We start from the raw sequence: 21,433 nt of genomic DNA on the forward strand, positions 1-21,433 counted from the left end.
TGAGGCGGTTCGATTCATCAAGTAGCGCCCGTCTTGGGTAGGCAGCAGTCCGCGTCACGGGTAGCCGGGAGGCTAGAATTTCGAGTCAGCTCGGCGCCCTAACCCCCGTCACCCGGGGCCCCGTCTCGTGGGTTCCCCGAGGCCTACTTGAGCTCACGGTGGTCCAAGGCTTCATTGCCGGGGTAACTGGGACCGGGCTCGCGCTCAGCGGCCGCGCACACCGCTCTCGAATACCAGGCTAAACCAGACGCAAACAGCAAACAGCAAACAGCAAACAGCAAACAGCAAATGGCACTGGCGGCTGTCGTGGTCCCGGGCATAATGCCCTCGCGCCTGCACTCGTTGATCCTACCCACCCGAATAGCTTGAAGAGATCCCTTGCTGCCTTGACGACCCGAGTTGCGCAGCACCTTCCCCGACTGCCGAAGCTTGCCGCCGCTACAGGGAGAGTGCAAAGTCGAATCAGTTAAGAAAGTTCGGGAGAAGAATCCCTAAATTTCTTAACTGAAATAGGCAATCCTCTCTCTATTCCATTCCTCGCGGGTTCTCGGGATTGGTGGAGGCGGGGGGACGGTATGAGGCCACCAAGAAGCCACCGGTCGGATTGGCGCATTTGAGCAACCGTGCCAGCGGCGCTGGATCGGAGTCCAGATAAAATCCCCTTCACCGCTCGGCACCGGGACGCTCACGATACGAATCGGCTCCTCCTTCAACTCCGGGATGAAGAGCTTGGACCCAAGCCGGCTGGCCGGGTTTTCCACCAGGTGTCTGTGTGCGTTGCCCGCGATGGCCCGGTTTAGTTCAAGAGTCTCGTAGGCGGATAGTCGGAACTTTCTTCCCGCAGGCATGTTGGACCGGAACAAGGCCAGCACTTGGGTGGGGCCGAACGGAAAAACGATGATCGGTGCTCCATACACGCCGCCCCCATTCGGCGTAGACACACCCATATGTTCGTACAGTTCCACGATGGGCTCATCGCATGTCATCAGAGGCTTTGCCGTCTCGAACAGGAGGAACTGCCGCGTGGAAAGCGTCTCGGCCAATCCGCGCGCAGACCGAATCGACATGTCCATTTCCAGACCGGCGTCCAGGGGGACGCTCGACGGGTCGGCGTTGACTTTGTCGAAATAGTCCCTCAATTCGGCGACACGTTCTGGTGTCGCGTCTTCACCCATACGAGTCAAAAGGGCTTCAATGGCTCCGGGCCTGTCGAGTTCCCAAAGCTGGTACTGCCCAGGCCCGCTCATCCAACGCCCCTTGTAACGGAACGCACGGGATCGTGTTATCTGCACACCAAGGAAGACCAGAAGATCATTCCACTGTGTGTCATCAAGGCTCTCTAACCCTCCTGAGTCGATCGCTCGGAACACTGCGGCAGCCTTGGATTCCATCTTGGAAAGCCATACCTCCCACACGACAGGAGACCCGTCCTTGACGGTCCCTTCGGGCACCCGGTAGTAGTCGGTCTCGACCAGGGCATTATTCGGCGCGACCACGTAGCTCTTTTGTTTCGAGTTGAGGTCCGTGACTCTGACCCGGTTGTCCTCGGCCCAACGGTCCAGATAGAACCTTGGCACCAGGTGGTGTCTTCGCGGTTCCGTACCATTCGCCGTCATGACCCGAGAGTTGTTGAGAATCTGTTTCAGTTCCGGGCTGATTTCGGCACCGGAACTGGCGCCGGGTGAGCGGCTATTCCCAATGGCGATCGGCCTTTTGCGTTTGCGGTTCGTCCGGCCCATGGATCCCCCATATTCGAGTCCTGTCGTCAGGCTGCTCACAGCCAGTCTAGATGGGGCAACGGGGGAGGAGACGAGCACGTGGTAAGGCTGGAGGAACGGCGGGGATGCCGACCGGCGCGGTGCATGCGACCCCGGGCAGGCGCGGCGCACGATTCCTCGCGAAGGATCGTACTTAGGGCCGGTTTCGATGAAAATTACCGCACACACCTTTGCCAAACGACATGCTGGCGTGCACGCTTGCGGGAGCTGGTTCGGTTAGACTCATGCAAATTAGCCCGGCCCGCAGGTGCAGGCCTTAAAGGAGCTGGTGTGGAGCATCTTTCCAGAGACGAGCACAAAGTTGTTCGCGATCCGATCCACGGGTACGTCCGGATCCCGGAAGAATTGGTGCCGGTCGTGCAGACCCTTCAGATACAGCGACTGCGCAACATCAGTCAAACGGCAAATGTCAGAGTTCCTTACCCGTCCCTGAACGGTTCTCGGTTCGAGCACGCGCTCGGCACGATGCACTTGGCAATGCTCGCGTGGTCGGCGGCATGGGGAAACATTGTTCCCAAAGCCGGATCCAATGACGAACCCGGTGACACCCGACTGAATTTCATGAAAGACGTTTACGCTGAGCTGCTGCTAAACAGGCCCAAGGTCGACCACTACACAGCCAAGTTCTTACCGGAAGCGAACGCCAGCGAACAAGAGAAGCGCAAAGCCCGAGATATATTTTTCGGGGAATTCCCGACGATCATTCGCAATGTAATAGGGCTGATGGGCCTGCTGCACGACGTTGGGCACCCGCCGTACTCCCACCTGCTCGAGAATCTGTACTACAGGCATGCGAGCGTGGTCATCTCTCCGACGACCCAGCAGGGTTTTCAGGAGTACAAGGAAGGCGTCGGAGACGGTCAGCACCCTCAGTTCCATGAGTTTGCCAGCAAGCTCATACTTGACGAAATGATTACCCACGACCCGGGAGCCTTTTCCAAGGTTTCCGTCTACCTCCTTCAGAGAGTTTTCTCCTCAAGAGGTGATTCGGACTGGAGTTCGTGTCTGCACGGACTGATTGACAGCCAGTTCGACGTGGATCGGCTGGACTACATCATTCGGGATGGTGCGCGGGCTGGGACTGACTTCTGGACGGTCGACAAGGACAGGCTTCTGGAAAGCCTGGAAATTCACGACCTGGGTCAGTCGGACGAGGGCGTATCTTGTTGGGAATTAGGGCTGAACACTCGGGCGGTGTCCGCCGTGGAATCGCTTCTATTCCAGCGGATGCAATACTACCGATGGGTCATCTTCCATCCCAAGGCATTGCTTGCAGACACCTGCCTAAAGCGGGCGTTCGACCTTCTCGTCCGCACGTGGAAGCGCGAGCTGGACGGTGATCTTAGTACTAGCCTGGATTACGTGAGTAACTGGAAATCGCCAGGACCCATGGGGAGCCCCGAGTCCTTCTCCGCTGATGATTCGCGCGTGATCGAGCTGCTTCGTCGGCGCAGAAGCCGGACGGCCAACGACATTCACGACAACGACAGCGTTTCGTTCAACACGTACCTGCGCATAGCCGACGAGTCTTCCGCTCGCTATAGCGCCGCCTGGAAGAATCATGGAGAATTCGTACGGGCTCTGAAACGAAGAGCACTAGAGTTGTTGCCGGACCAAGAAGGACCTGTGAGCGCGGATGACCTTCTCGAAGCTTTCCAGATCCGATATGAGATCCTCCAGAAGGTTGGCCTTGGCGACAGCAACGCCGGAGGGGTCGTAGCTCTTGAGCACGAGGAGCTTTTGGAACACGAGCTGAACCGGCATCACGGGGTGGTTGAGGGCGTCTCCGGAATCTGGATTGTGGCTGAGCGGTTGGGGTTCTCTGCTGTAAAGGGAGCGTATGCAAAGCTCTGGGATCGGGAAAGAGGAGTCAAAATCCCTTTCCAAGACCTGTCGCCGGTTTATGAGGCCCTCGTGTCGTCCCACCAGAAGCGTCCTGCAGTGTGGGTTTTCTTCATCCCGAGGGATCACCGTGCGCAACTTCCCAGTTCGGAATCTGTCGCTGACGTAGTGCTCGACTATTTGTTTAGAATCGCAAAAATAGAAGAAGGGGTTGTTAGATAATGGCAAATGCCTTGATGGAACGAGTGCACGACGCGCCCAAGACACTGCTGGAGATCGGCATAGAGTACGACCGGCTCACCAAGGGGCTCATCGCCAAGTTAATTCTTGACGCCGGTGAAGCCGGAATTGATAGAACCGAACTGTTCACCCAAGTCCGACGGGCAGCGGCAGAAGAATTTCCGCAATTCCACTATGACGCCGACAGTTTCGAGCTCGACCTCGGTGGCGTGCAGCGGAAGCATCTGGGGCTATACGAATCCATGGGACGGATCTTCATTGTTCAATAGGTAAGTCCGCGCGGAATTTCCGCGGCTGAGCCACCAGCTATCGTTCCGCGGCGTTTCGCTCTTCGGGAGCGGCCAATCAAGTTTCTGCGTGTCGTTCCGAGGTTAGATTATTTCCGGGGAACCTTGCCCGGTTCAGTACCGTCTGGCAGGATAAGCGGAACAAGAACTAAGGAGCACCGATGCCACAATCGAAACCTCAACCCTGGATATCGATCTTTTCAGGTGCGGATCAGCGTTCTCTGCAATTGGACAGAACTGGATACCAGCGAAAACCGAATGGCAGCCAGGATCAGGGTCAAAAGGATGAAAACGATTAATGATCCGTGGCTTCGTTGGCTTCGACCCAGCCTCTGTTGAACTAACGGCCAGAAACGGCGAAGGTAGTCGGGGGAAGTCCGGAAGCTGGGTTGAATATTACGATCATCCGGCCCTCACTGTAGTCGCAGAGAGGGCCGGATTCCTTTTAAGACTATTGGTGGTCCGCCATCACAGTGGATCTGCGTCCCTGAGTACAAGTGGTTACCTTACCCACCTTGCCAAGGCCCGTGCGGAGTTTACTGAGTACGTAAGCATCGTTGTGGAGCGTGACGGGGCTGTCACGCTGGAGACTGGTCCACTTGCCCTCGTGCCAGTCTACGTTGCGCTTGATGCGCGGGGTGTCCACTTTAGCTGGATGCTGGAAGATCTGGTCACCGCCGGCCTTTCGGGGAAGGTCGACGTGGAACGTGCCAAGGCCTACATTGCGGGCAAACAGAGATATGAAAGCTCGACAATTTTTCAAAATATCAAACTACTCTCGGAGCGCTCCTCTGTTCGGGCGACCCCAAGCGGAATGCAGCAATTCCTGCCCGACGACGCACTCTCGCTGGAACCCCGGGACGTGGTGGCGGAAGCCGATGTCTGCGGAGCATATATCAGTCTCTTCGGCGCCGTTCTCGCCAGTCAGTTCCGCGAGAACGCAGCCATTTGCCTGGAACTGAGTGGCGGTTTCGACTCGTCGAACGTTGCCTTGGCTACTGCACAGGCAGGATTGAGTGGATTGCGAAGCTACGGACTCATATTTCCGGGTGACGCCGGCAAGCACCAGTCCGCTCGAAGGGACGCCGTCATCAGAGAACTGGGCGCCACTGACAGCGCCACGCCCGTCGAAGGTGAACACTTCCTGGACTCTTGGCTGACAGGAAGCCAATGGGTAAACCCCTACGAGGAGATTTACCGGCAACTTGTTGAAACCGGTCTCGAAGCCGCGGATCTGGGCCCTTCTGCCGTCATGCTGACCGGCATTGGCGGCGATGAGGCCCTCTTGCCGCGTGTTCGTCAAAGGCCCTACCAATCAGCCGAATCGGCGGAGGCGCCACCGCCGCAGAGACCGCCGAAGGCCGCCGTGCCGGAGACAGCACTGCTTGCGGCCAACGCTCGTGCACCCATGTTCATGTCGCGCGGAGTGTGGCCGAGTAATCCGTACTGTTCCCGAGAAATGATCGAATTCTCCGAACGGCTACCCGATGTCTGGAAGCAATCTCGCTTCATCCAGCGAAAAGCTTTGGAAAGATGGGGCCTCGAAAGCTCAACCTTGGAACGACCCGTACCAGAGAATTTTGAGTCCGTGCTGCGTGCTGAGATAGCGCGGGTTCAACCGCTAGTACCCAAATTGCCGGAACCGACGACCGTAGGCCTCGGGATTTGCAGCAAGGCGGAATGGGACAGATTGGTCCGTCCCAGTCTCGCGACCGAGGACCTCCAGACACTCAACCACGGGTTCCGGACACTAACGTTGGAGCTTTCGCTCCAGTCGGTCTATTGATCGCCCCGGATGACAAAGCGGACGTTGTTGCGCCCGCGACAGTGGACGGACCGGCACGTTCTCCTTGAAATGCCGCCTCCCATGACCTTGAACGACGCAGAGATATGGAAGCATGGGCGCTTCTACCTTCGGCAACTGACTGATTAGGATCGGCACTGGACGGCCCTGGTGTTCATGCTCGTCGCGCCGGAGATGACGGGCCAACGGCTTGGGCTTTGTGTGCTTGATTGCCAGGCGCTGCACGCTCAACACCATCTACTGCAACCACCCTTAGCACTCAATTGTGGGTAGCAAGCCACGAAGTGAGAGTCCACCCCCGGCATGGCCGCTCCCCTCATCCTGACTGTCGCGGGCGGCCTGAGGAGGAGGGCGCGCAGGCATTTCTGATGACCATTCTCATTAGGAAGGGCAATCTTGCAGGGCATCCTTTTCGCCTGGCCCTATCTGTCGGTCGAGATTCCCTAGAACCGGGATTCACACGGATATGGCCCGTTCGGGCGAGCTCCAACAGGTTCGGCAACGGTCGGTGCCGTTCGTGGCAGCAGTGCCTGCCTTCCGTCGTTCCGTACTCCCCGGGCTTTTGAAAACTGAGGCAACCTGAAAGCTATTGGGCCGACGGAGTACCCGGGGCGCGGCTCGAAATCGGCGGGATATTCGGACGGTTCCCGCGTAACCTTGCCTTCAGATCAACAGAGGTTATGAGGGTGGGGGCATGTACATAGAGTCTGTGACGCTGCGGAATTTTCGATCATTTGGTGAGCAGCGCACTCGGATCGATTTGCAACCGGATCTAACAGCGTTCATCGGAAACAACGGCACCGGGAAGACGGCGGTGTGTCAGGCCCTCCAGCGGGTATTCGGGATCAGCTCGGAAGAACGAACGGTGCGTCTCGACGACTTCCATATCGTTCCAGATGAGGAACAGGAAGTGATTTCTCGCAGTCTGTCGATTGAAGCGGTTCTGGCCTTCCCCGAGCTCATGAGCGAGGAATCGGATCCGGCAGCGGTCCCCGACTTCTTCCGGCAGATGGCTGCAGACGAAGATGGAACCTTGAAATGCAGGATCGTGCTGGAAGCTACTTGGGATGCGGATGGAACCCTCGATGGCGCAATCGAGAGCCGCGTATTCGCCGTTTTGACCTTAGCGCAGGACTACACGCGCGAGCAGTTAGTGCCCCTGTCGGCAGCAGAACGGTCGAGGATCCAGATGGTCTACGTACCGGCGTCGCGAGACGGGGCCCGGCAGGTAACTGCATTCTTGCGAGGCCGATTGTGGCGGGCCGCGCAGTGGTCCGATGAATTACGGACCCTCGTCAGCGACACCGCAAGTGCAATTGGATCGAAGTTTCATCACGAGAGACCGACACGGACAGTCGAGGGGGCCTTCGCCAAGCGCTGGAAGAGCTGCACGATGCCGGCATGCATGCCACGCCGCGCTTTCAACCGTTGGAACAGGACGTTGATCAGTTTCTGCGCAACGCCGAACTGGCGTTTGAACCGGACCACAGGAACGCGGCCCGGCCCGCCCGGCTACTTAGTGACGGCCAACGGTCTCTCCTTCATCTGGCGATGACCACCGCCTCTCTTGACATCGAAGGATCTCTGTTCGAGTCCGCGTCGGACGCGGGGTTCGACGTCGACGCGCTTTATCTGCCCGCGCTGACGATCCTTGCCGTCGAGGAGCCGGAAAACAATCTGGCCGCGTTCTACCTGTCGCGTATCATCGGGCAGCTTCTGGAACTCGGCCGCACACCCCGGGTGCAGGTGCTGTTGTCCAGTCATTCCGCCAGCTCGTTGAGCCGTATCGACCCGTCAAATGTCCGGTACTTTCGCCGCGACAGCATTCTCGGTTCCACGTCTGTACGCGCGATCACTCTGCCCGGCAACGAAGATGAGGCCGGAACTTACGTCAGGGAAGCGGTGCGTGCTCACCCGGAGCTGTACTTTGCACGCTTTGTCGTCCTGGGGGAGGGAGACTCCGAGCAGGTTGTCCTGCCCGCGATTGCTCAAGCGCTGGGAGTTGACCTGGATCCGTCATTTGTTGCGATGGTGCCGCTTGGAGGGCGGCACACCCAGCATTTCTGGCGCCTGCTCACCGACCTTGAGATTCCACACGCAACTCTTTTGGATTTCGACTACGGCCGGTCCGGCGGGGGTCCAGGGCGCCTGCGTAATGCCTGCGTCAACCTTACTGGGGTCGGGGTGGATGTCTTTGGATCATTGGAGGGATTCGGAGGCCCAAGTGATATTCACGACAGCCTGTCACTGAGCGAGCTGCGGCCCGTGAGGGACCGTTTACGCGAACTCGGTGTTTTCTTTTCGGCTCCGCTTGATCTGGACATGCTGATGCTGTGCCACTACAGGGACGCCTACACGAAACTGGACGAAGGCGCACACGGGCCTCAGGATTCCGATGCAACCCAAGCAGTGCTCGGCGTCGGAGGTACCGTTCGCGGCAAAAAGTACTGGGCTCCTTCCGATGCGGAGGAGCTCAAAAAGCGGCAGTCGGATCTGGGCTGGTACCGGTACCTGTTTACAAACCGGTCAAAGCCAGCGACCCATCTGTCGGCCCTGAGCCGGATGAACGACGGCGACCTGAGTTCTCCGCCCGGCGCATTGAAGGCGATAATCGAGTTCGTCGCCGCTGAGCTGCGATGAAGAAGGATCCCATGCGGTATGGGGGACGCCCCGCGAGTGCAGTGCCGCCCGACCTCTGGCGGCCCACGGATGTAGACGACCTCGAACCGGCCGCGTGGGCGGCGCTTAAATTCCCGGGATCCGCTGCCGTGTCTGCCGGCCCGGGCGCAGGCAAGACGGAATTTCTCGCACAGCGAGCCGCCTACCTCCTCCAAACCGGAACGTGTCAACGACCTCGGCGGATCCTGGCAATCTCCTATAAACGAGACTCCGCATCGAACCTTGCCCGCCGCGTGGCCGCGCGGGTGCCCGACGAAGCCCATCGCTTCGTGTCCATTACCTTCGACGCGTTTACCAAGGGCTTGGTCGACCGCTTCTCCCAGTCTTTGCCAGGTCCGTGGCGTTTCGACGACTACGAAATTGAGTTCCCGAAGGACAAAGAGATTCGCTCCTTCCTGACCACGCTCGCGTGGGACGCCTCGGGCCCCATGCGCTCCGAGCTGTTCGCCTTGCATGAAGGGCGATTCCTGTCTGACATCGTCGGCGCATGGTCACTCCCTACCGACCCCGGCAGTCCTCCCGCAACGGCCGCCGAATTCGCAGCATGGTCCTGGTGGAACGCACAATACCTACGCCCACCGAAACCAGAGGTTGACTTCACCATGCTGAATCGTCTCGCTGACTTGATTGTCAGGACCAACCCTGGCCTGCAGCGCGCGTTACGCGCGACCTACCCCTTCGTCTTTATCGACGAGTTCCAAGACACCACCAGCGCCCAAATCACCTTCCTGAAAACAACATTCGGGCACCCTGGGGTTGTCACCACGGCTGTCGGAGACAACAAACAGCGCATCATGCGATTCGCCGGAGCCCTCGAAGACGCGATGGCGAGGTATCGGTCCGACTTCAACGCCAAACAGTTCAACCTGGGGTGGAACTTCCGCTCATCCCCGGACCTCGTTGCAGTCCAACACCATGTGGCTACCCAACTCGAGCCGGCGATAGTGCAGGCCATCTCAAAAGCCAACGTTGAAGTCGGCCACGTGCCGCTCACTATCTGGACGTACAACGACGAGCGCCGCCAAGCACAACACATCGCAGACTGGGTCGCGCAAGACATCTCAACGGCGAACCGGGCGGCTTCCGACTTCGCCATAGTTGCCCGGCAAAAAGTCGCAGACCTCGAGCCGCTGCTTGCCAAGGAACTGGCGCGGCACGGCATCGCGCTGCGCAACGACGACACTTACTACGGAAAGTTGCGACTGCAGGACGTTCTGAAACACGACATTGCGCGCCTCGTCCTCGGGGTCCTCCGGCTCTCAGCCCAGGACCGCGGGCTTCCTACCATTTGGACTGACACTCACGCTTTGATCAGCCGGATACGCGGCGACGGTCACGACGCGCACTCGTCCCGCAGGGCTTCGGACCACCTTGCCGCATTCACCGCCCACCTGCGAGGCGCGCTCAAACAGCACTCCGTGGCGACAACCGACCCCCGTGAACTCGTGAACCTGGCCGCATCGATTGTCGATACCGACGAACTCGAAGGGTTTGCGCGGAGCCAGCATGCCGGTGACGAAGCGGAAGTGGTCTTATCCGCACTTGCACATCGTCTCGGCGCTGTCATGGCTGGTGAAACGAACTGGGGCCGCGTGTTCTCCGCAGTCAGCGCAGAAGACGCGGTGACACTCATGACCATCCACCGCAGCAAAGGGTTGGAATACCACACGGTAATAGTGCTCGGTCTCGACGACAGACAGTGGTGGTCATATCGGAAGGACGTGCGGGAGGCCATCTCAACCTTCTTTGTTGGCCTATCGAGAGCCGCGCACCGGCTGATCTTTACCTGCGCGACATCTCGGGCAAGAAACGGGGGTATCGGCGAGCTTTACAGACTCCTGGATGTAGCCGGGGCGGATGAAAAACACTGGACATAACCCGCACTGGGTTCCTGCGAGACCGAAATTTTCGCGGCCGGCAGCCGCTGCCGGGCCTTTCAAAACCGTCTCAATACCTTTCTCCCAGTTGTCATCGGGAGCGGAGTCCGGTGGTTGGAAGTCCAGGCCCGGACTGCGCTGAACACAGGCGAATCTCATTGGTGTAACTGTTGTGTGACCTGTACGATTTTCTTACTGAAAGACCGACGGCTCAGCTTAGACTGGCTGTACGGCCCGCCGATAAAGTCTTGTCCGGGCTGCGGTAAACCATCTATGGGGGACGGAGTTGGAGTGGTCACTGAGCCGTCAAATCTCAAAGCGTCTGCAATTCAAGAGTATGCATGCCAGGTTGGTGATGCATACCATGTTTACGATGAGCAGGGCTGTGCGGACCTGGATTTGCTTCTGCAGAAGCTCGGAGGGACAACTGAGTACGCATCGGATTCGGAATCTCTTCACGTCCGAAATGTGGGTGACTTTACCGTCTACCTCCCTCAGTTCACCTCGAATCGTCGCGATCGATTTACCAAGGCCCACGAACTCGGGCACTACTTCCTTCATTATCTTTACCCCAAACTGACTGGGGAATGCTCCTTTGCACGTGGAGATAGGAACCGGGCCGAAACGGAGGCCAACATTTTCGCGTCGGCCCTACTGATGCCCGCCGAACCCTTCCAAAGGGCGCACAAGGCATACAACGGCGATGCCTGGCACCTGGCCCTTCACTTTGACGTCTCGCCTGCGGCAGCCGCAGTTCGAGCCGAGGTCCTCGGTCTTTGATGGCGAAAAAACCCAAGCAGCACTCGCTGCTGTTCCTGTCCTGTGACCTGACCGGGTCAACGCACTTCAAACAGAACCAAGCCAAGAATGGGGTGCGGGGCAACGAAAGTCCGTGGCAAAAAACGTTCCTGCAGTTCTACCGGGAGTTCCCGCAAGAGCTTGCCCTGAAGCAGGTCGAGCTAGGGACTGAAGGGCTCCAGTTCGACCTGTGGAAGGCCGTCGGTGATGAGCTGATACTGACGTGTCCCGTGGTCAGCGAAAATGACATCTACAATGCCGTTCGAACGTGGATAGCAACAATCAAGGACTATGCCAACAACAGCCTCGCAGGGACTAGCCTCGGGACGAAAGGCGGGGCCTTTATCGCTACCTTCCCGGGCCCAGACAGCGAATCAAGCATCCCGAGGAACCCCAAGGACGAAACTTCGGGCGGCGACGTAGTCGAGCTCAACAAGGGGGCCCTTGCCGGCAACCGATCGCACAGCAAATATCTGTATGACTTCTTCGGCCCGAGCATAGATACCGGATTCAGGGTCTTGAGCAAGTGTTCTGCCAGGTACTTCACCGTCTCCGTTGAGGTGGCCTACGCCCTCGCTTGCGCGCACTTGTCTCCCCGTCCTGATAGAGATGAGTTCCTCAGTGAAGACCTCGTTCTCATCGGCGCCGAAGAACTCAAAGGAGTGTGGGGAGGGCAACCTTACCCGTTGTTTGCCATTGACTTGGATCACGGCTCCGACCTCAATAAGGCCTATTCCAAATTTGTAAGCAACGGTGCAGCCCCCGAAGACGTGATGGAGCTCTGCAGGGCCTGCTATTTAAGCGCTGGTTGGCCTTTCGTTTTGTACTTGCCTGATGCCAAGAACGATGCCTTCAAGACTCTGCCCGCAGATCCCTTGGCTGGGTACAAATCGGAGAGCACCGTCGGATCCGAGAGCGTACCAACGGACGCCCGAGACGCTCAGGATCTGCAAGAATCGGCACCTCTCGGCCAACACTGACGGTCTAAGTTTGATAAAACCATCGTGGACATAGAGATTTTGGCATACTTAACAAATCTTCGAGGGAAAACGGGTCTTCCGTAGGGAATTGGCATTTCGTCCCTGACCGAAATCTTTGCCGTGTCCCGTTCCAATGTGATTGGGAGTCACCGTGCGGCGGGTACGCCGGCTGGGAAATTCGTTCCGGGGATGCCAGCGCGACTACTTCTCCCATGGAGCAATCTTGGCCGGTCGGTCTCATGGCGACCTGGACCAGGCCGCGGTGTCTACTTTTGTGCCAAGTTCATCGTTGGGAATGGCAAGCAGGATCCATCGTCGCGTGTGGTCGTGCTCGCAGGCTTTCGAACTTCGCAATGAACGACTTCCACTAGCGGTCGCGTCGGTGTGAAGCACGGCCTGAACTGGCACCAACAGGAACTCCGAAGAAGTCCGGACTCTTTCGCCGGCATCTGCTTTCCCTCCAGCGGCTTCAGGGCCTTTCTGCATCCGAGGGCATCCACCCGGCGGTAACGATCGCGCGTGCGAGGTAGTGGTGTTTTTCGGGTTCGGGCATGCCGGCCTGCTAAGCGGCGTAAGCTGTGGCGTGGATGAGTGCACCGAGCAAATCCAGTTCATCAAGCTGGGGGTTCACGCTTGCCGAGGTGCTCGAGTCGAGCTGGCTCCCCGAGTACTTGATCTGCCCGGCTTGGATTCGACATAGTGCTGCCCCGCGGCCACCGGGTCCTCGAAGCCCTGTTCGGGCGTCCGTTGGGGGCTTGGAGCTGCCCAGTCGGCGCTGATCGCGGCGAGTGCTGTGTATTTTCCCGTTGATACCAAGGCATGTCATGGAGAGGGTCCGCCGCGGAGCGGGTCTCTTTTGAAACTTCGCGAAGCAGGTTGGTGAGCAGTTCCTCGTTGTCCAAGTGGGGGGAGGCGGCCATCCGTTCCTGGTACGAGGCGGCCCAGTCGAGCCGGGCGACCGGGAACGTCCTGTCAAGGGACACGGAATAGTAGTACAGAGGCCGGTCAGCTATTGGGGTGGGCGGTTCGGTCGCTGCCCGCCGCCGCGGTCTGATCACCATTGGATACCGGCCTCGGCTGTGAGTGCGGCGATGACTGCGGCAGGTTCATCAAGGTGGTCGACGGGGCGGCCGTATTCCGCGAACCACGTTGTTGGAGACGTCATCCAAAAGACGACGTCCTGGCCATCCCAGTCGTACTCGCTGGCGATCTTCTTCAATTCCTTCAAGAGTGGGCGCACTCTCATCGGCCCCTCACCGTCGGGTGAAGTTTCAAATAGAAATCCCGGATACAAGGTCAGGCCACGATGCCGGAGCCCGAAATCAAAGACGTCCGTGTCGTTCCCTGGCCCGAGGGCTGCGCGGGCTTCGCTCTCGGTGAGAAGCCCGAACTCCCGACCGATCTGCTTCACGAGGTTGATCGTGGCCTGAACCGCCCGAGCAAGCTGCGGCGAGACATCGCCGTCCACGCTCTCCAATGCGCGGAACAACGCGTCGATCGATTCCGCCGATCGGGCGTGCGCTGCGTCGCCGGTCTTGTGCTGGTCGGAAGGTCCTGCAGATGGGGCCATCGTCTGTTCCCTGTCATGCGCCAAAATGTGCCTTGCTACGCGACCATAGACCATCCGTTGGCGTGCGCAAAGCGCTGGAGATTGCGACTGACACGCCACTGCGGAGTCGTCTTGGCCGGGCTATTCCAAGGCTGCTACGCCATCTTGTGGCAGACCGATGGAGGGATAACAGTTCCGGATCCTTTCACCCCATTGGCGAGGAACTTCCGCGCAGCCTCCGCGAGTTGCATTGCACCGTTCCGGCGAACATGGACTTCCCCTGTAAAGGTGTTCGCCGACTACCTCGTTGGGTCTTCGTGGGCTCTGCTGAGCGTCAGTTGCCGCGGATGGGGAGAGGCTCGATGCGCAGCGGGGCTTTGCCTGGCCATACGAGCACGCCGTTGCCTTCGCGGGAGTTCTCCATGTCGAGAACGTCCACTCGGGTAATGCTTCCGTCAGGGTGGGGCAGCTGGTGGGTGCTTCGTTGGTGCCAGTGTCCGCAGAAGAGGTACGGCACGGCGAGTGCATCGACAACTTCGCCGATGAGGGTGCGGGTCCGTTCGGCCTTCGAGCTCAGGATCGGCCGAAGTTCGACATCGCCCTTGACGGCGATTCCTGCTGGTGCGTCGTGAGTGATGAGGATGTCGAGTGGTCCGCCGGTTATCAGCCTTTTTGCGTCTTCCGGTGTGGGTTCCTCATCGGCCCACCAGTCCTTGCCCTCGGTCCGGTGCTCGTAATCCACGCTGAAGGCCCCGCCCAAGGCGCCGATTACAAGACCCTCAACCTTCATTCGGCCGCCCCGTGGCAACACGCGGATGTTGGACCGCACGAACGCTGTCCCGGCCTCCCCGACGGGGAGCTTGGTCAGGGTCTCCCAATTGTCGTGGTTCCCGCCGGAGACGATGAGGGTGGCGCCCAGTCCGCGAAGGTGTTTGTTCAGTTTGTCCTCGTAGCGTCCGCGCTTCCGCCCGGGCCAGTCCAGGCCGAAGTCGCCAACGTGGAGCATTGTGGCTGCACCTTCACGGGCTGCGGACCGGATCGCGGTCACCGCCCACCCCGCGTTGCCGTGCCAGTCACCGAAAATTGCGATGGGTCTCGGATCCGACATTGAACCAGCATACGGACAACGGTTTGGATTCCCTTCAGGTGCGCCTAGGAGCTGGGACTGCATGGCTTCGGGGATTGCTCGCTGTCGCGGCGGCCTCTTGAAGGCAGGACCGGAGAGCAGCAAACCGCAAGAGGCCTAATCTCCAACCGATCCGGTGGAATGCGGTCTTGCTCAACTGTCGACCTGTCGGACTTCCCTCCATCCCGAGGCCACCGTTTGTGGACCCATGAGCACGATTACTTCCTCCGTTTCGATCTCTTACCTACGGAATAGTCTGAAGGACGTGGTTTCGCGAGCAGGCAAGGGCGAACGGATCCAAATCACGAAGAACGGCAAAGTCGTGGCGGTGCTAGTCGGACCTGCGGATTTTGAGTTGCTTCAACAGCTGGAGGTGGCGCGAGATGTCGCAGAATACCGTGCCGCCATGAGCGCAGACGACGGAGGACGTGTCGGACTCGAGCAGTTGCGCGCCGACCTTAAAGGGTGAATTTCCTTCCGTGTCGAGTTCACCAGTCCCGTTAGGAGACTATGGGGGATTGTTCCCGCCTCTAGCGGCGTCGTTCCGGACGCCTTCACAGAGACAGCTCCGGGCCCCTGATCTGCTTCAAGCCCACAACATGAGGGCGGCCATCCTCCCCAGACCTGGCTTCTGGGCGGAATCATCGGGCATCATCGAGAGCGGTGGGCATGAAAGCCACCCCCGCAGGGCTTTGCCTTGAGATAATCAACCGGGCCAGGCAGCCGGGGAGTCGAGGCAAAGATTGGCCCGAAATACTGTGCGCGATGCTCGGCTCCGGTGGATTCTGGGTTTGCACGTACGACCGGGCTCTGTGGCGGTCTTCGGTTGTCTCGCGAGGAAATCGATTGGGCTACCCTGCGGGAGTTCTGAAACCAAGGCATGATGACGGGCAGCGAACCGCACCTGATCGAAGGTCTTCGGCCTCAAGACGCCAATACGATGAAGAAGTTCGGCCCGGATTCTCGCGGGAAGGGCCGAGAAAGCCCGCCGCTGGCTAGGAACCTGTGCGGTGCTCATCTCGGCCCTGATGCCCTTAGTGGTCAGAATTATTGACCACTACTGGCGTTTGTGACGCTGCACATCCGAAGGGTTCGATTGGTTAGGAGGCCGGTCGGCCCTTCTGTGTCACATGCTAGACGGCGCGCAGCTTCTCGCCAAGCAGCGGGCCCGAGTCCAAGACCTAATACAAAGGGAGTTGCCACGCCATCGTGGCCGCCGGATGGACACTCCGACGGGGCAAGGTGCTGACTCGAACGGGCCTCTTTACATGCTCTCGAGATCTCGGGCATGGATCCAGATGCCCAGGCGGGAGAACTCAGCCGGGGTGCCGGACTTGATTCGGGCCAGCCACCGCTCGGTGGCGTTCGGCAGGATGGTGACAACCCACTCTTCCGCTAGCGGCTTTGGTTGTGTCCATAGAGGCTTGGGGATTCCGAGATGATCGCATTCGCGGCCAATGACCGCGGCTAGCAGTGTGTCCCACCGTAGGGATCCGGTGGAGCCGGGAGTTATCAGGAAATCCTCATAATTCGACGGTGTGGTCTGACGGAAGTCGGCGATGGCGGTGACCATGATCCGGAAAGCGAAATCAACGTCCCCGTTAGCCAGCTCACGGCTGATGATCGCTGCGGTCCTCCGCGAGCTCAGCCGGTGTTCGTCCGCCATCCCCATGATCACACGATAACCAAGACAGTCTGGAGTCCGAATTTGCGGTTGCTGCGGTTACCTCCGCGGGTCTGGCCGGGTGGGGGCGGCCTGTTGGCTAGTCCCTCGGCATCACGGTGTGTTGCCCGGTGTGGTCTCAGTCCCTGATGTCGGAGGTTGTACGTGGATGGGCTCGAGGTCATCGGTCGTTTCGCGGTGAGGTTCTTCACGTCGCGTTCATAGCATGCATCGACGGTGTCCCGTATGCGAAGGACGTCGTCCTTGGTCAGGAATGGCTTTTTCTCCACAGCGTCCTTCCTGCCTTTAGGCCAATTCGCCTCGTCTAATGATCCCAGGTTCTCCAAGAGGGAAGGGGGACCATCACCGTCCGTAGGAAGGCCCCCGGGCCGTGCCCCTGGAAGGAAAGGCTCGAACCCCTGAAACCGGGGCAGTAAACTATCCGGAGCCATCAGGCTGAGCATCCGGCTCACCATCGCATGGTTATTCTGGCCGCCGGCGGTATCGACGACAACGTCTTCCATGGCGACTAGCCTAGACCCGATCACTGTTTTGATGAGTTGATTCTGGGCTCCCACGATTCGGCTTTGTCCCCAGGACGCCATCGCAGCTGATAGGTCAACTGTGCAAAGGCGCTTTGCACAATTGACGATCGCCGTCGGTGTTCTCAGCGATGATATTGTCGTGGCGAGTTTTTCAATCAGCGAAGCCTGCCCCGCGGATGCCGTCCCGCCGGGGCGGATTGGCTACGACATTTCCGCAGACCAGCTCCTTCTCCACACCATCCAGAGCGAGGAAGCGTTTGATGTGCTCTGTTCGGCAGGCGTGCTCGTGTCGGATCGTTCCCGTGTCGATCCTTTTCTTGTCGACGCCTACGACTGGCTTTACCGGCAGATGGCTGCACGGCTCACCACGGCCGGGGACGGGGCCATCTGGCTTTGGGCACGGATCACGCGACGGGATCTGGTGGACAGCTGCAAGGCCTCTATCGGGCAGGTTCTGCTGACCTGCAGAGTGCCACGGGAACGGGTGCTGCTCTCCCACTATGGCGACTGGCATTCGGTCCTGAACAAGTTCCCGCATGTCCCCGAGCTCCGCGGCGAAAGCGATGAAGGCTACACCGCCCGTATGAACCGCGTGGTCGACGAATTCTGGGCCAGGCTCAGGGCCGCAGGAGCCCGGGGTGCGGGAATCGCGGACTGGCCGGCGGATTTGAGGGCCGAAATCGAGCAGGGCTGGGAGAGGATCTTCGACCCCGGGAATTACGGTCGTTTCGAGTCCTGGCAGGCCACCCTGCACACACTGCACGCGGAAGACATCGTGGAAGCTGTCAGAATCCAACGCTGAACTTGCCGTCCTGTGTCAGGCGAAGACTGCCCCGCCCGGTCCATGCAGTTGGCAGAACGCGCGGCGGATAATTCCGGGGGGCACCACACGAATTCTCCCGCCGTGTCCGGGTGCTCTGGCGGGCCCCGCATGCCCGGAGCCGGCTCCGGTTGGAAGGTTCCGCTGCCGTCGAAACACTCGCCACGGGTAGATTCTGTGGTTGGTCCGCTGGCGTAGTCGGGTCGGCTTTGTCCCAGACGCCACCGGCGCTGAAACGCCAATAGTCCAAAGCGCTTTGGACCATTGGCGACCCGCGGGCCCGGGAGAGCCAAAGCGTCCTTTCTGGTTCAGGGGAGGATCGGCAAAGAAGTTCCGATGGACGGGAACCAGAATTCAAGCAGCATAAGAAAAGCGGACCGGCTCCGGGATCGGCCGCCGGGTCCTGCGATGTTGGATCCCCGATCGGGTTTGGGCGGGCGAGCCACTGCTTTCACTGTTGGACCTTTTATACGTCTTTATACCTTTTATACTTCCCTGCCCTTGACCGGCGAATGAAAGCAACCCTTATGGCTGGTTGCCCAGGCGGAGACGATCCCAGGCAGGGCGGCCAGTGCGCCCTTCGGGTTGCTCCAGCATGGCTTCTTACGCCACGAGCCGGAGTGGTCGTTCGCCCAGTTGGACGGTGATTTCCTGGCCCCAGGACGCGGTGATGCGGTCCTCTTCCATGCCGTCCCCGAAGACGACAAGTTGATCGGAGGCCACGGTGACCCGGAGTGTTTCGCCGGCCTCCAGGGCACCTTCGGTCAGTGAGACTCCGGTGATCGGGGAGGGCCAGGCCTCCCGGACGAACCACGCGAGCCGAGGGTCCGTGGCTGCGGGAAGGGTGCGTCCTCCGCGTTCAAGGGCGATGGATGCGCACCAGCCGGTGGCACCGGTGCCGGTGGAAACGATCAGACCGGAGGAGGACTGGCGTTCTGCCTGTCCGTCCGGGGTCGTGAGCCGGTACCGGGCCGATTGGTGGGAGGAGTGCCCGATGAAGATCTCGTTGAGTCCGGAGAGTTCCTGCCCGTCGTCGAGCCGTGCCGTCACGGTCGACAGTTCCTGGCAGGACAGCCGCTCCGCCGGCCCGGCCGGGGCGGCGTCCCGGAGCAGTTTGGTTGCTGCGTCGGGGGTGTGCCGGACGAGGACGCCCGGGTTGATGCCCGGCTCGGGATTGATGCCGATGACGGGCTGGCCGTTGAGGTATTTGGCCGTGTTGGCCACTAGTCCGTCCTGGCCGACGACGGCGATGACGTCCTCCGCGGTGAACAGGAAGCGGCTGAGGTCCGCGCGTTCGACATCGGCGTGACGCCAATCGGCCGGTACCGCGGCGCGGATGGTTGTCAGTGCCGCACTGGTCCGGTCGTGGTGGTATTGGACGTCCTGGATGGTGCGGCCTCTGGTGCGGAGGAAGAATTCGGCCTGGCCGCGGGTGGCGTGCCGGTCCAGGAGGTCCTGCAGTTCGGTGCGCCGGTGGACGATGACGAGACGGGGGTTGGCCATAGCGGGGTCTATTTCCCGGCCCGGCCGGTGCCGCCGGACGCCGCCCCGGCCGCGGCGACCGGAACCGTACCGCCGTTGGGGTTCTGGAGCAGTCCTGCGAGGGCGCCGCTGAGCAGGTCGGGGGTGATGGTGAGGTTGCCGATGCGGGGGAGGGATCCTGCTGCCTCGCGCAAGGCCAGTGCGAGCAGGGTGGCTTGTTCCATTCCGCGGTAGACCTCCATGGTGGCGGCCTCGCGTGCAGCGTCTGCCTCGCCGACGAGGCGGATCTGGTTGGCTTCGGCGGTGGCGTTGATGCCTTGGCGTTCGGCCGAGGCCTGGGCCTGGATGAGTCCTGCGGCGGCTTTTTCCTCGGCTTCGCGCCGTGCGTTGGCGCCTTCCTGTGCGACCAGGTGTTCGCGGCGGGTGGCGAGTTCGATCTGGCTGGCCATTTCGTTCTCGGAGATGGTCCGTTCACGCTCGACCGCGACGGCCCGGCGTTCGTACACGGCCCGGTCCGCTTCGGCCTGGAGCTGTTCACGGACCGGCGTCTGCAGGGCCCGTTCGACGTCGGACTCCGGCCGGACCGCGAGGACCTGCACGCCGAGGATTTCGATGCCGGTGGACACCAGCCGGGTGTCCGCCCGGAGCGCGTCGGTCAGGACGCTGCGGAGTTGGCTGACTCCGCGTTCCAGGGCCTGGGCGAGGGTGGTGGTGGCGATCTGGTCGATCGCGTGGCTCTGGCACAGCTGGCCGATGATCGTGGCGACCTGCTCCTTCCCGGTCGCCTGCGCCGTGCCTGCTCCAGGGCCGGCTGGTTGGAGGGCGAAGTCGAGCCGGGTGGACACAGCGACGGGGTCGATGAAGCGGTAGGTCACGTTGGCCTGGACGCTCACGTCCTGGTGGTCGCGGGTGATGGCGTGAAAGAGCGTGGGCAGTTCCTGGTCATCGACGGGGACTTCGCTGAGCACGGAGTTCACCGGCCGGTACCAGAACGCCTGGCCTACACCCTGGTGCCTGACCGTGCCTTTCTGCAGGTGGACGACGTAGCCGGTGGGGCTGCCCAGGAAGTGGCTGATCCAGGGGTAGCGCTTGATGCTGGCCATGGGATTCTCCTAACCGTTCAAGATTGTCGTCAGTCTGACGATAACAAGACGATAGGCCTGCCATCGATTTATTGTCAAGGTGACGATAACTACCTAGGATGGGTCCATGCCTAAGTCCTACCCGGCGCCCGCGCGTTTCCCGGTGACCGTCGACGTCGTCGCCCTCACCGTCTCCGAGGACGTCCTGAACGTCCTGCTGATCACCCGCCTCATCAAGCCCTTCCGCGGCGCACTCGCCCTGCCGGGCGGGTTCGTGCTGGCCGGTGAAGACCTGGTGACGGCGGCGGGGCGTGAACTGGCGGAGGAAACCGGAGTCGAGCAGATCCCGGGGCATTTGGAGCAACTGGGGAGTTACGGTCCGAAGGGGCGCGACCCACGGGGGGATGTGCTGACCGTCGCCCACCTGCTGCTCGCGCCCAACTTCCCCGTCCTGTCCGCGGGAAGCGACGCCGAACACGCCGCCTGGTACCCGGTCAGCCAGGTTCTGGAGGGTGTGTTGAAGCTTGCCTTCGACCACGAGCGGATCCTCGCGGACGCCCTGGAGCGGGCGAGATCAAAGCTCGAATACTCGCCGCTCGGGGTGGCCTTCTGCGGGGAGGAATTCACCATTGCCCAGCTCCGCGCCGTGTACGAGGCTGTCTGGGGGACGCGACTGGACCCCAGGAATTTCCACCGCAAAGCCACCGGAACCCCAGGTTTCCTCGAAGATACCGGAAGGATGACGACGGGCGACGCAGGGCGCCCCGCGGCACTTTTCCGGCTCGCCGAGGCGGCGCGTCCTTTGACAGGTCAGCCGACGCGGGCCGTGCTCAACCCGCCACTCATGCGGCCACGGGACTGACGCCCCACAATCGTGTTTG

At 60.4% G+C, this 21,433-nt stretch carries 17 protein-coding genes; 11 read left to right on the top strand and 6 right to left on the bottom strand.

The annotated features are described in order from the left end of the window. Positions 1-500: 500 nt before the first annotated feature. Positions 501-1,778 carry a DUF4238 domain-containing protein gene (locus QRN52_RS13220; RefSeq protein WP_284753191.1) on the bottom strand — a complete coding sequence of 426 codons (1,278 nt, stop codon included), beginning with the start codon at positions 1,776-1,778 and terminating at the stop codon, positions 501-503. A gap of 270 nt (positions 1,779-2,048) precedes the next feature. On the opposite strand from QRN52_RS13220, the gene QRN52_RS13225 reads away from it, so the two are divergent. The 8 genes from QRN52_RS13225 (at position 2,049) to QRN52_RS13260 (ending at position 12,285) form a co-directional block, all read left to right on the top strand. Further along, on the top strand, positions 2,049-3,842 hold the full coding sequence (locus tag QRN52_RS13225; RefSeq protein ID WP_284753192.1) for an HD domain-containing protein: 1,794 nt from the start codon (positions 2,049-2,051) through the stop codon (positions 3,840-3,842). Continuing rightward, positions 3,842-4,129, top strand: a complete 288-nt coding sequence (locus QRN52_RS13230; protein ID WP_284753193.1) for a hypothetical protein — start codon at positions 3,842-3,844, stop codon at positions 4,127-4,129. The genes QRN52_RS13225 and QRN52_RS13230 overlap by 1 nt, the downstream gene beginning before the upstream one ends. A 316-nt stretch (positions 4,130-4,445) precedes the next feature. Further along, positions 4,446-5,933 (top strand): asparagine synthase-related protein, encoded by a 1,488-nt coding sequence (locus QRN52_RS13235; protein WP_284753194.1) that lies wholly within the window; start codon positions 4,446-4,448, stop codon positions 5,931-5,933. Between the two features lie 712 nt (positions 5,934-6,645). Further along, positions 6,646-7,506, top strand: a complete 861-nt coding sequence (locus tag QRN52_RS13240; protein ID WP_284753195.1) for an ATP-dependent nuclease — start codon at positions 6,646-6,648, stop codon at positions 7,504-7,506. Next, entirely contained in the window at positions 7,419-8,591 is a 1,173-nt protein-coding gene (locus QRN52_RS13245) for an ATP-dependent nuclease (RefSeq protein WP_284753270.1), read from the top strand. Before QRN52_RS13240 ends, QRN52_RS13245 begins: the two co-directional genes overlap by 88 nt. Beyond that, positions 8,588-10,507 carry a UvrD-helicase domain-containing protein gene (locus QRN52_RS13250; protein WP_284753196.1) on the top strand — a complete coding sequence of 640 codons (1,920 nt, stop codon included), beginning with the start codon at positions 8,588-8,590 and terminating at the stop codon, positions 10,505-10,507. Before QRN52_RS13245 ends, QRN52_RS13250 begins: the two co-directional genes overlap by 4 nt. Before the next feature lie 291 nt (positions 10,508-10,798). After that, the gene (locus QRN52_RS13255; protein ID WP_284753197.1) at positions 10,799-11,287 is read left to right on the top strand and encodes an ImmA/IrrE family metallo-endopeptidase; all 489 of its coding nucleotides are present in this window, start codon (positions 10,799-10,801) and stop codon (positions 11,285-11,287) included. Further along, the gene (locus QRN52_RS13260; RefSeq protein WP_284753198.1) at positions 11,287-12,285 is read left to right on the top strand and encodes a hypothetical protein; all 999 of its coding nucleotides are present in this window, start codon (positions 11,287-11,289) and stop codon (positions 12,283-12,285) included. Before QRN52_RS13255 ends, QRN52_RS13260 begins: the two co-directional genes overlap by 1 nt. Before the next feature lie 1,054 nt (positions 12,286-13,339). Here the strand turns inward: QRN52_RS13260 and QRN52_RS13265 are convergent. Both QRN52_RS13265 and QRN52_RS13270 read right to left on the bottom strand, forming a co-directional pair. Beyond that, a complete protein-coding gene (locus tag QRN52_RS13265; RefSeq protein WP_284753199.1) occupies positions 13,340-13,855 on the bottom strand; it encodes a hypothetical protein in 516 nt (171 codons plus the stop codon). A gap of 313 nt (positions 13,856-14,168) precedes the next feature. After that, positions 14,169-14,942: a metallophosphoesterase family protein gene (locus QRN52_RS13270; RefSeq protein WP_284753200.1), complete on the bottom strand. Its 774-nt coding sequence runs from the start codon at positions 14,940-14,942 to the stop codon at positions 14,169-14,171. Positions 14,943-15,168: 226 nt separating this feature from the next. Here QRN52_RS13270 and QRN52_RS13275 point away from each other — a divergent pair, with 226 nt between their 5' ends. Continuing rightward, positions 15,169-15,429: a type II toxin-antitoxin system prevent-host-death family antitoxin gene (locus QRN52_RS13275; RefSeq protein ID WP_284753201.1), complete on the top strand. Its 261-nt coding sequence runs from the start codon at positions 15,169-15,171 to the stop codon at positions 15,427-15,429. Between the two features lie 795 nt (positions 15,430-16,224). Here QRN52_RS13275 and QRN52_RS13280 read toward each other — a convergent pair. Beyond that, positions 16,225-16,632 carry a hypothetical protein gene (locus tag QRN52_RS13280; protein ID WP_284753202.1) on the bottom strand — a complete coding sequence of 136 codons (408 nt, stop codon included), beginning with the start codon at positions 16,630-16,632 and terminating at the stop codon, positions 16,225-16,227. Between the two features lie 675 nt (positions 16,633-17,307). Between QRN52_RS13280 and QRN52_RS13285 the strand changes: the two genes are divergently transcribed. Next, on the top strand, positions 17,308-17,970 hold the full coding sequence (locus QRN52_RS13285; protein ID WP_284753203.1) for a DUF3841 domain-containing protein: 663 nt from the start codon (positions 17,308-17,310) through the stop codon (positions 17,968-17,970). Positions 17,971-18,591: 621 nt separating this feature from the next. On the opposite strand, the gene QRN52_RS13290 is transcribed toward QRN52_RS13285, so the two are convergent. Together QRN52_RS13290 and QRN52_RS13295 are read right to left on the bottom strand one after the other, a co-directional pair. Next, a complete protein-coding gene (locus tag QRN52_RS13290; protein ID WP_284753206.1) occupies positions 18,592-19,491 on the bottom strand; it encodes a diacylglycerol kinase catalytic domain-containing protein in 900 nt (299 codons plus the stop codon). 8 nt (positions 19,492-19,499) lie between these two features. Further along, positions 19,500-20,573 carry an SPFH domain-containing protein gene (locus QRN52_RS13295; protein WP_284753207.1) on the bottom strand — a complete coding sequence of 358 codons (1,074 nt, stop codon included), beginning with the start codon at positions 20,571-20,573 and terminating at the stop codon, positions 19,500-19,502. Between the two features lie 106 nt (positions 20,574-20,679). Here QRN52_RS13295 and QRN52_RS13300 point away from each other — a divergent pair, with 106 nt between their 5' ends. After that, the gene (locus QRN52_RS13300; protein WP_284753208.1) at positions 20,680-21,414 is read left to right on the top strand and encodes an NUDIX hydrolase; all 735 of its coding nucleotides are present in this window, start codon (positions 20,680-20,682) and stop codon (positions 21,412-21,414) included. The last annotated feature ends 19 nt before the right edge of the window (positions 21,415-21,433 follow it).

The sequence above is a fragment of the Arthrobacter sp. efr-133-R2A-120 genome (genome assembly GCF_030209835.1).
Taxonomy (GTDB): domain Bacteria; phylum Actinomycetota; class Actinomycetes; order Actinomycetales; family Micrococcaceae; genus Arthrobacter.

Coding starts and splice junctions, on each gene's coding strand:
- QRN52_RS13250 (WP_284753196.1), top strand. CDS start 8,588: ATGAAGAAGGATCCCATGCGGTATGGGGGACGCCCCGCGAGTGCAGTG.
- QRN52_RS13240 (WP_284753195.1), top strand. CDS start 6,646: ATGTACATAGAGTCTGTGACGCTGCGGAATTTTCGATCATTTGGTGAG.
- QRN52_RS13235 (WP_284753194.1), top strand. CDS start 4,446: ATGATCCGTGGCTTCGTTGGCTTCGACCCAGCCTCTGTTGAACTAACG.
- QRN52_RS13270 (WP_284753200.1), bottom strand. CDS start 14,942: ATGTCGGATCCGAGACCCATCGCAATTTTCGGTGACTGGCACGGCAAC.
- QRN52_RS13290 (WP_284753206.1), bottom strand. CDS start 19,491: ATGGCCAACCCCCGTCTCGTCATCGTCCACCGGCGCACCGAACTGCAG.
- QRN52_RS13300 (WP_284753208.1), top strand. CDS start 20,680: ATGCCTAAGTCCTACCCGGCGCCCGCGCGTTTCCCGGTGACCGTCGAC.
- QRN52_RS13265 (WP_284753199.1), bottom strand. CDS start 13,855: ATGGCCCCATCTGCAGGACCTTCCGACCAGCACAAGACCGGCGACGCA.
- QRN52_RS13295 (WP_284753207.1), bottom strand. CDS start 20,573: ATGGCCAGCATCAAGCGCTACCCCTGGATCAGCCACTTCCTGGGCAGC.
- QRN52_RS13260 (WP_284753198.1), top strand. CDS start 11,287: ATGGCGAAAAAACCCAAGCAGCACTCGCTGCTGTTCCTGTCCTGTGAC.
- QRN52_RS13275 (WP_284753201.1), top strand. CDS start 15,169: ATGAGCACGATTACTTCCTCCGTTTCGATCTCTTACCTACGGAATAGT.
- QRN52_RS13230 (WP_284753193.1), top strand. CDS start 3,842: ATGGCAAATGCCTTGATGGAACGAGTGCACGACGCGCCCAAGACACTG.
- QRN52_RS13280 (WP_284753202.1), bottom strand. CDS start 16,632: ATGGGGATGGCGGACGAACACCGGCTGAGCTCGCGGAGGACCGCAGCG.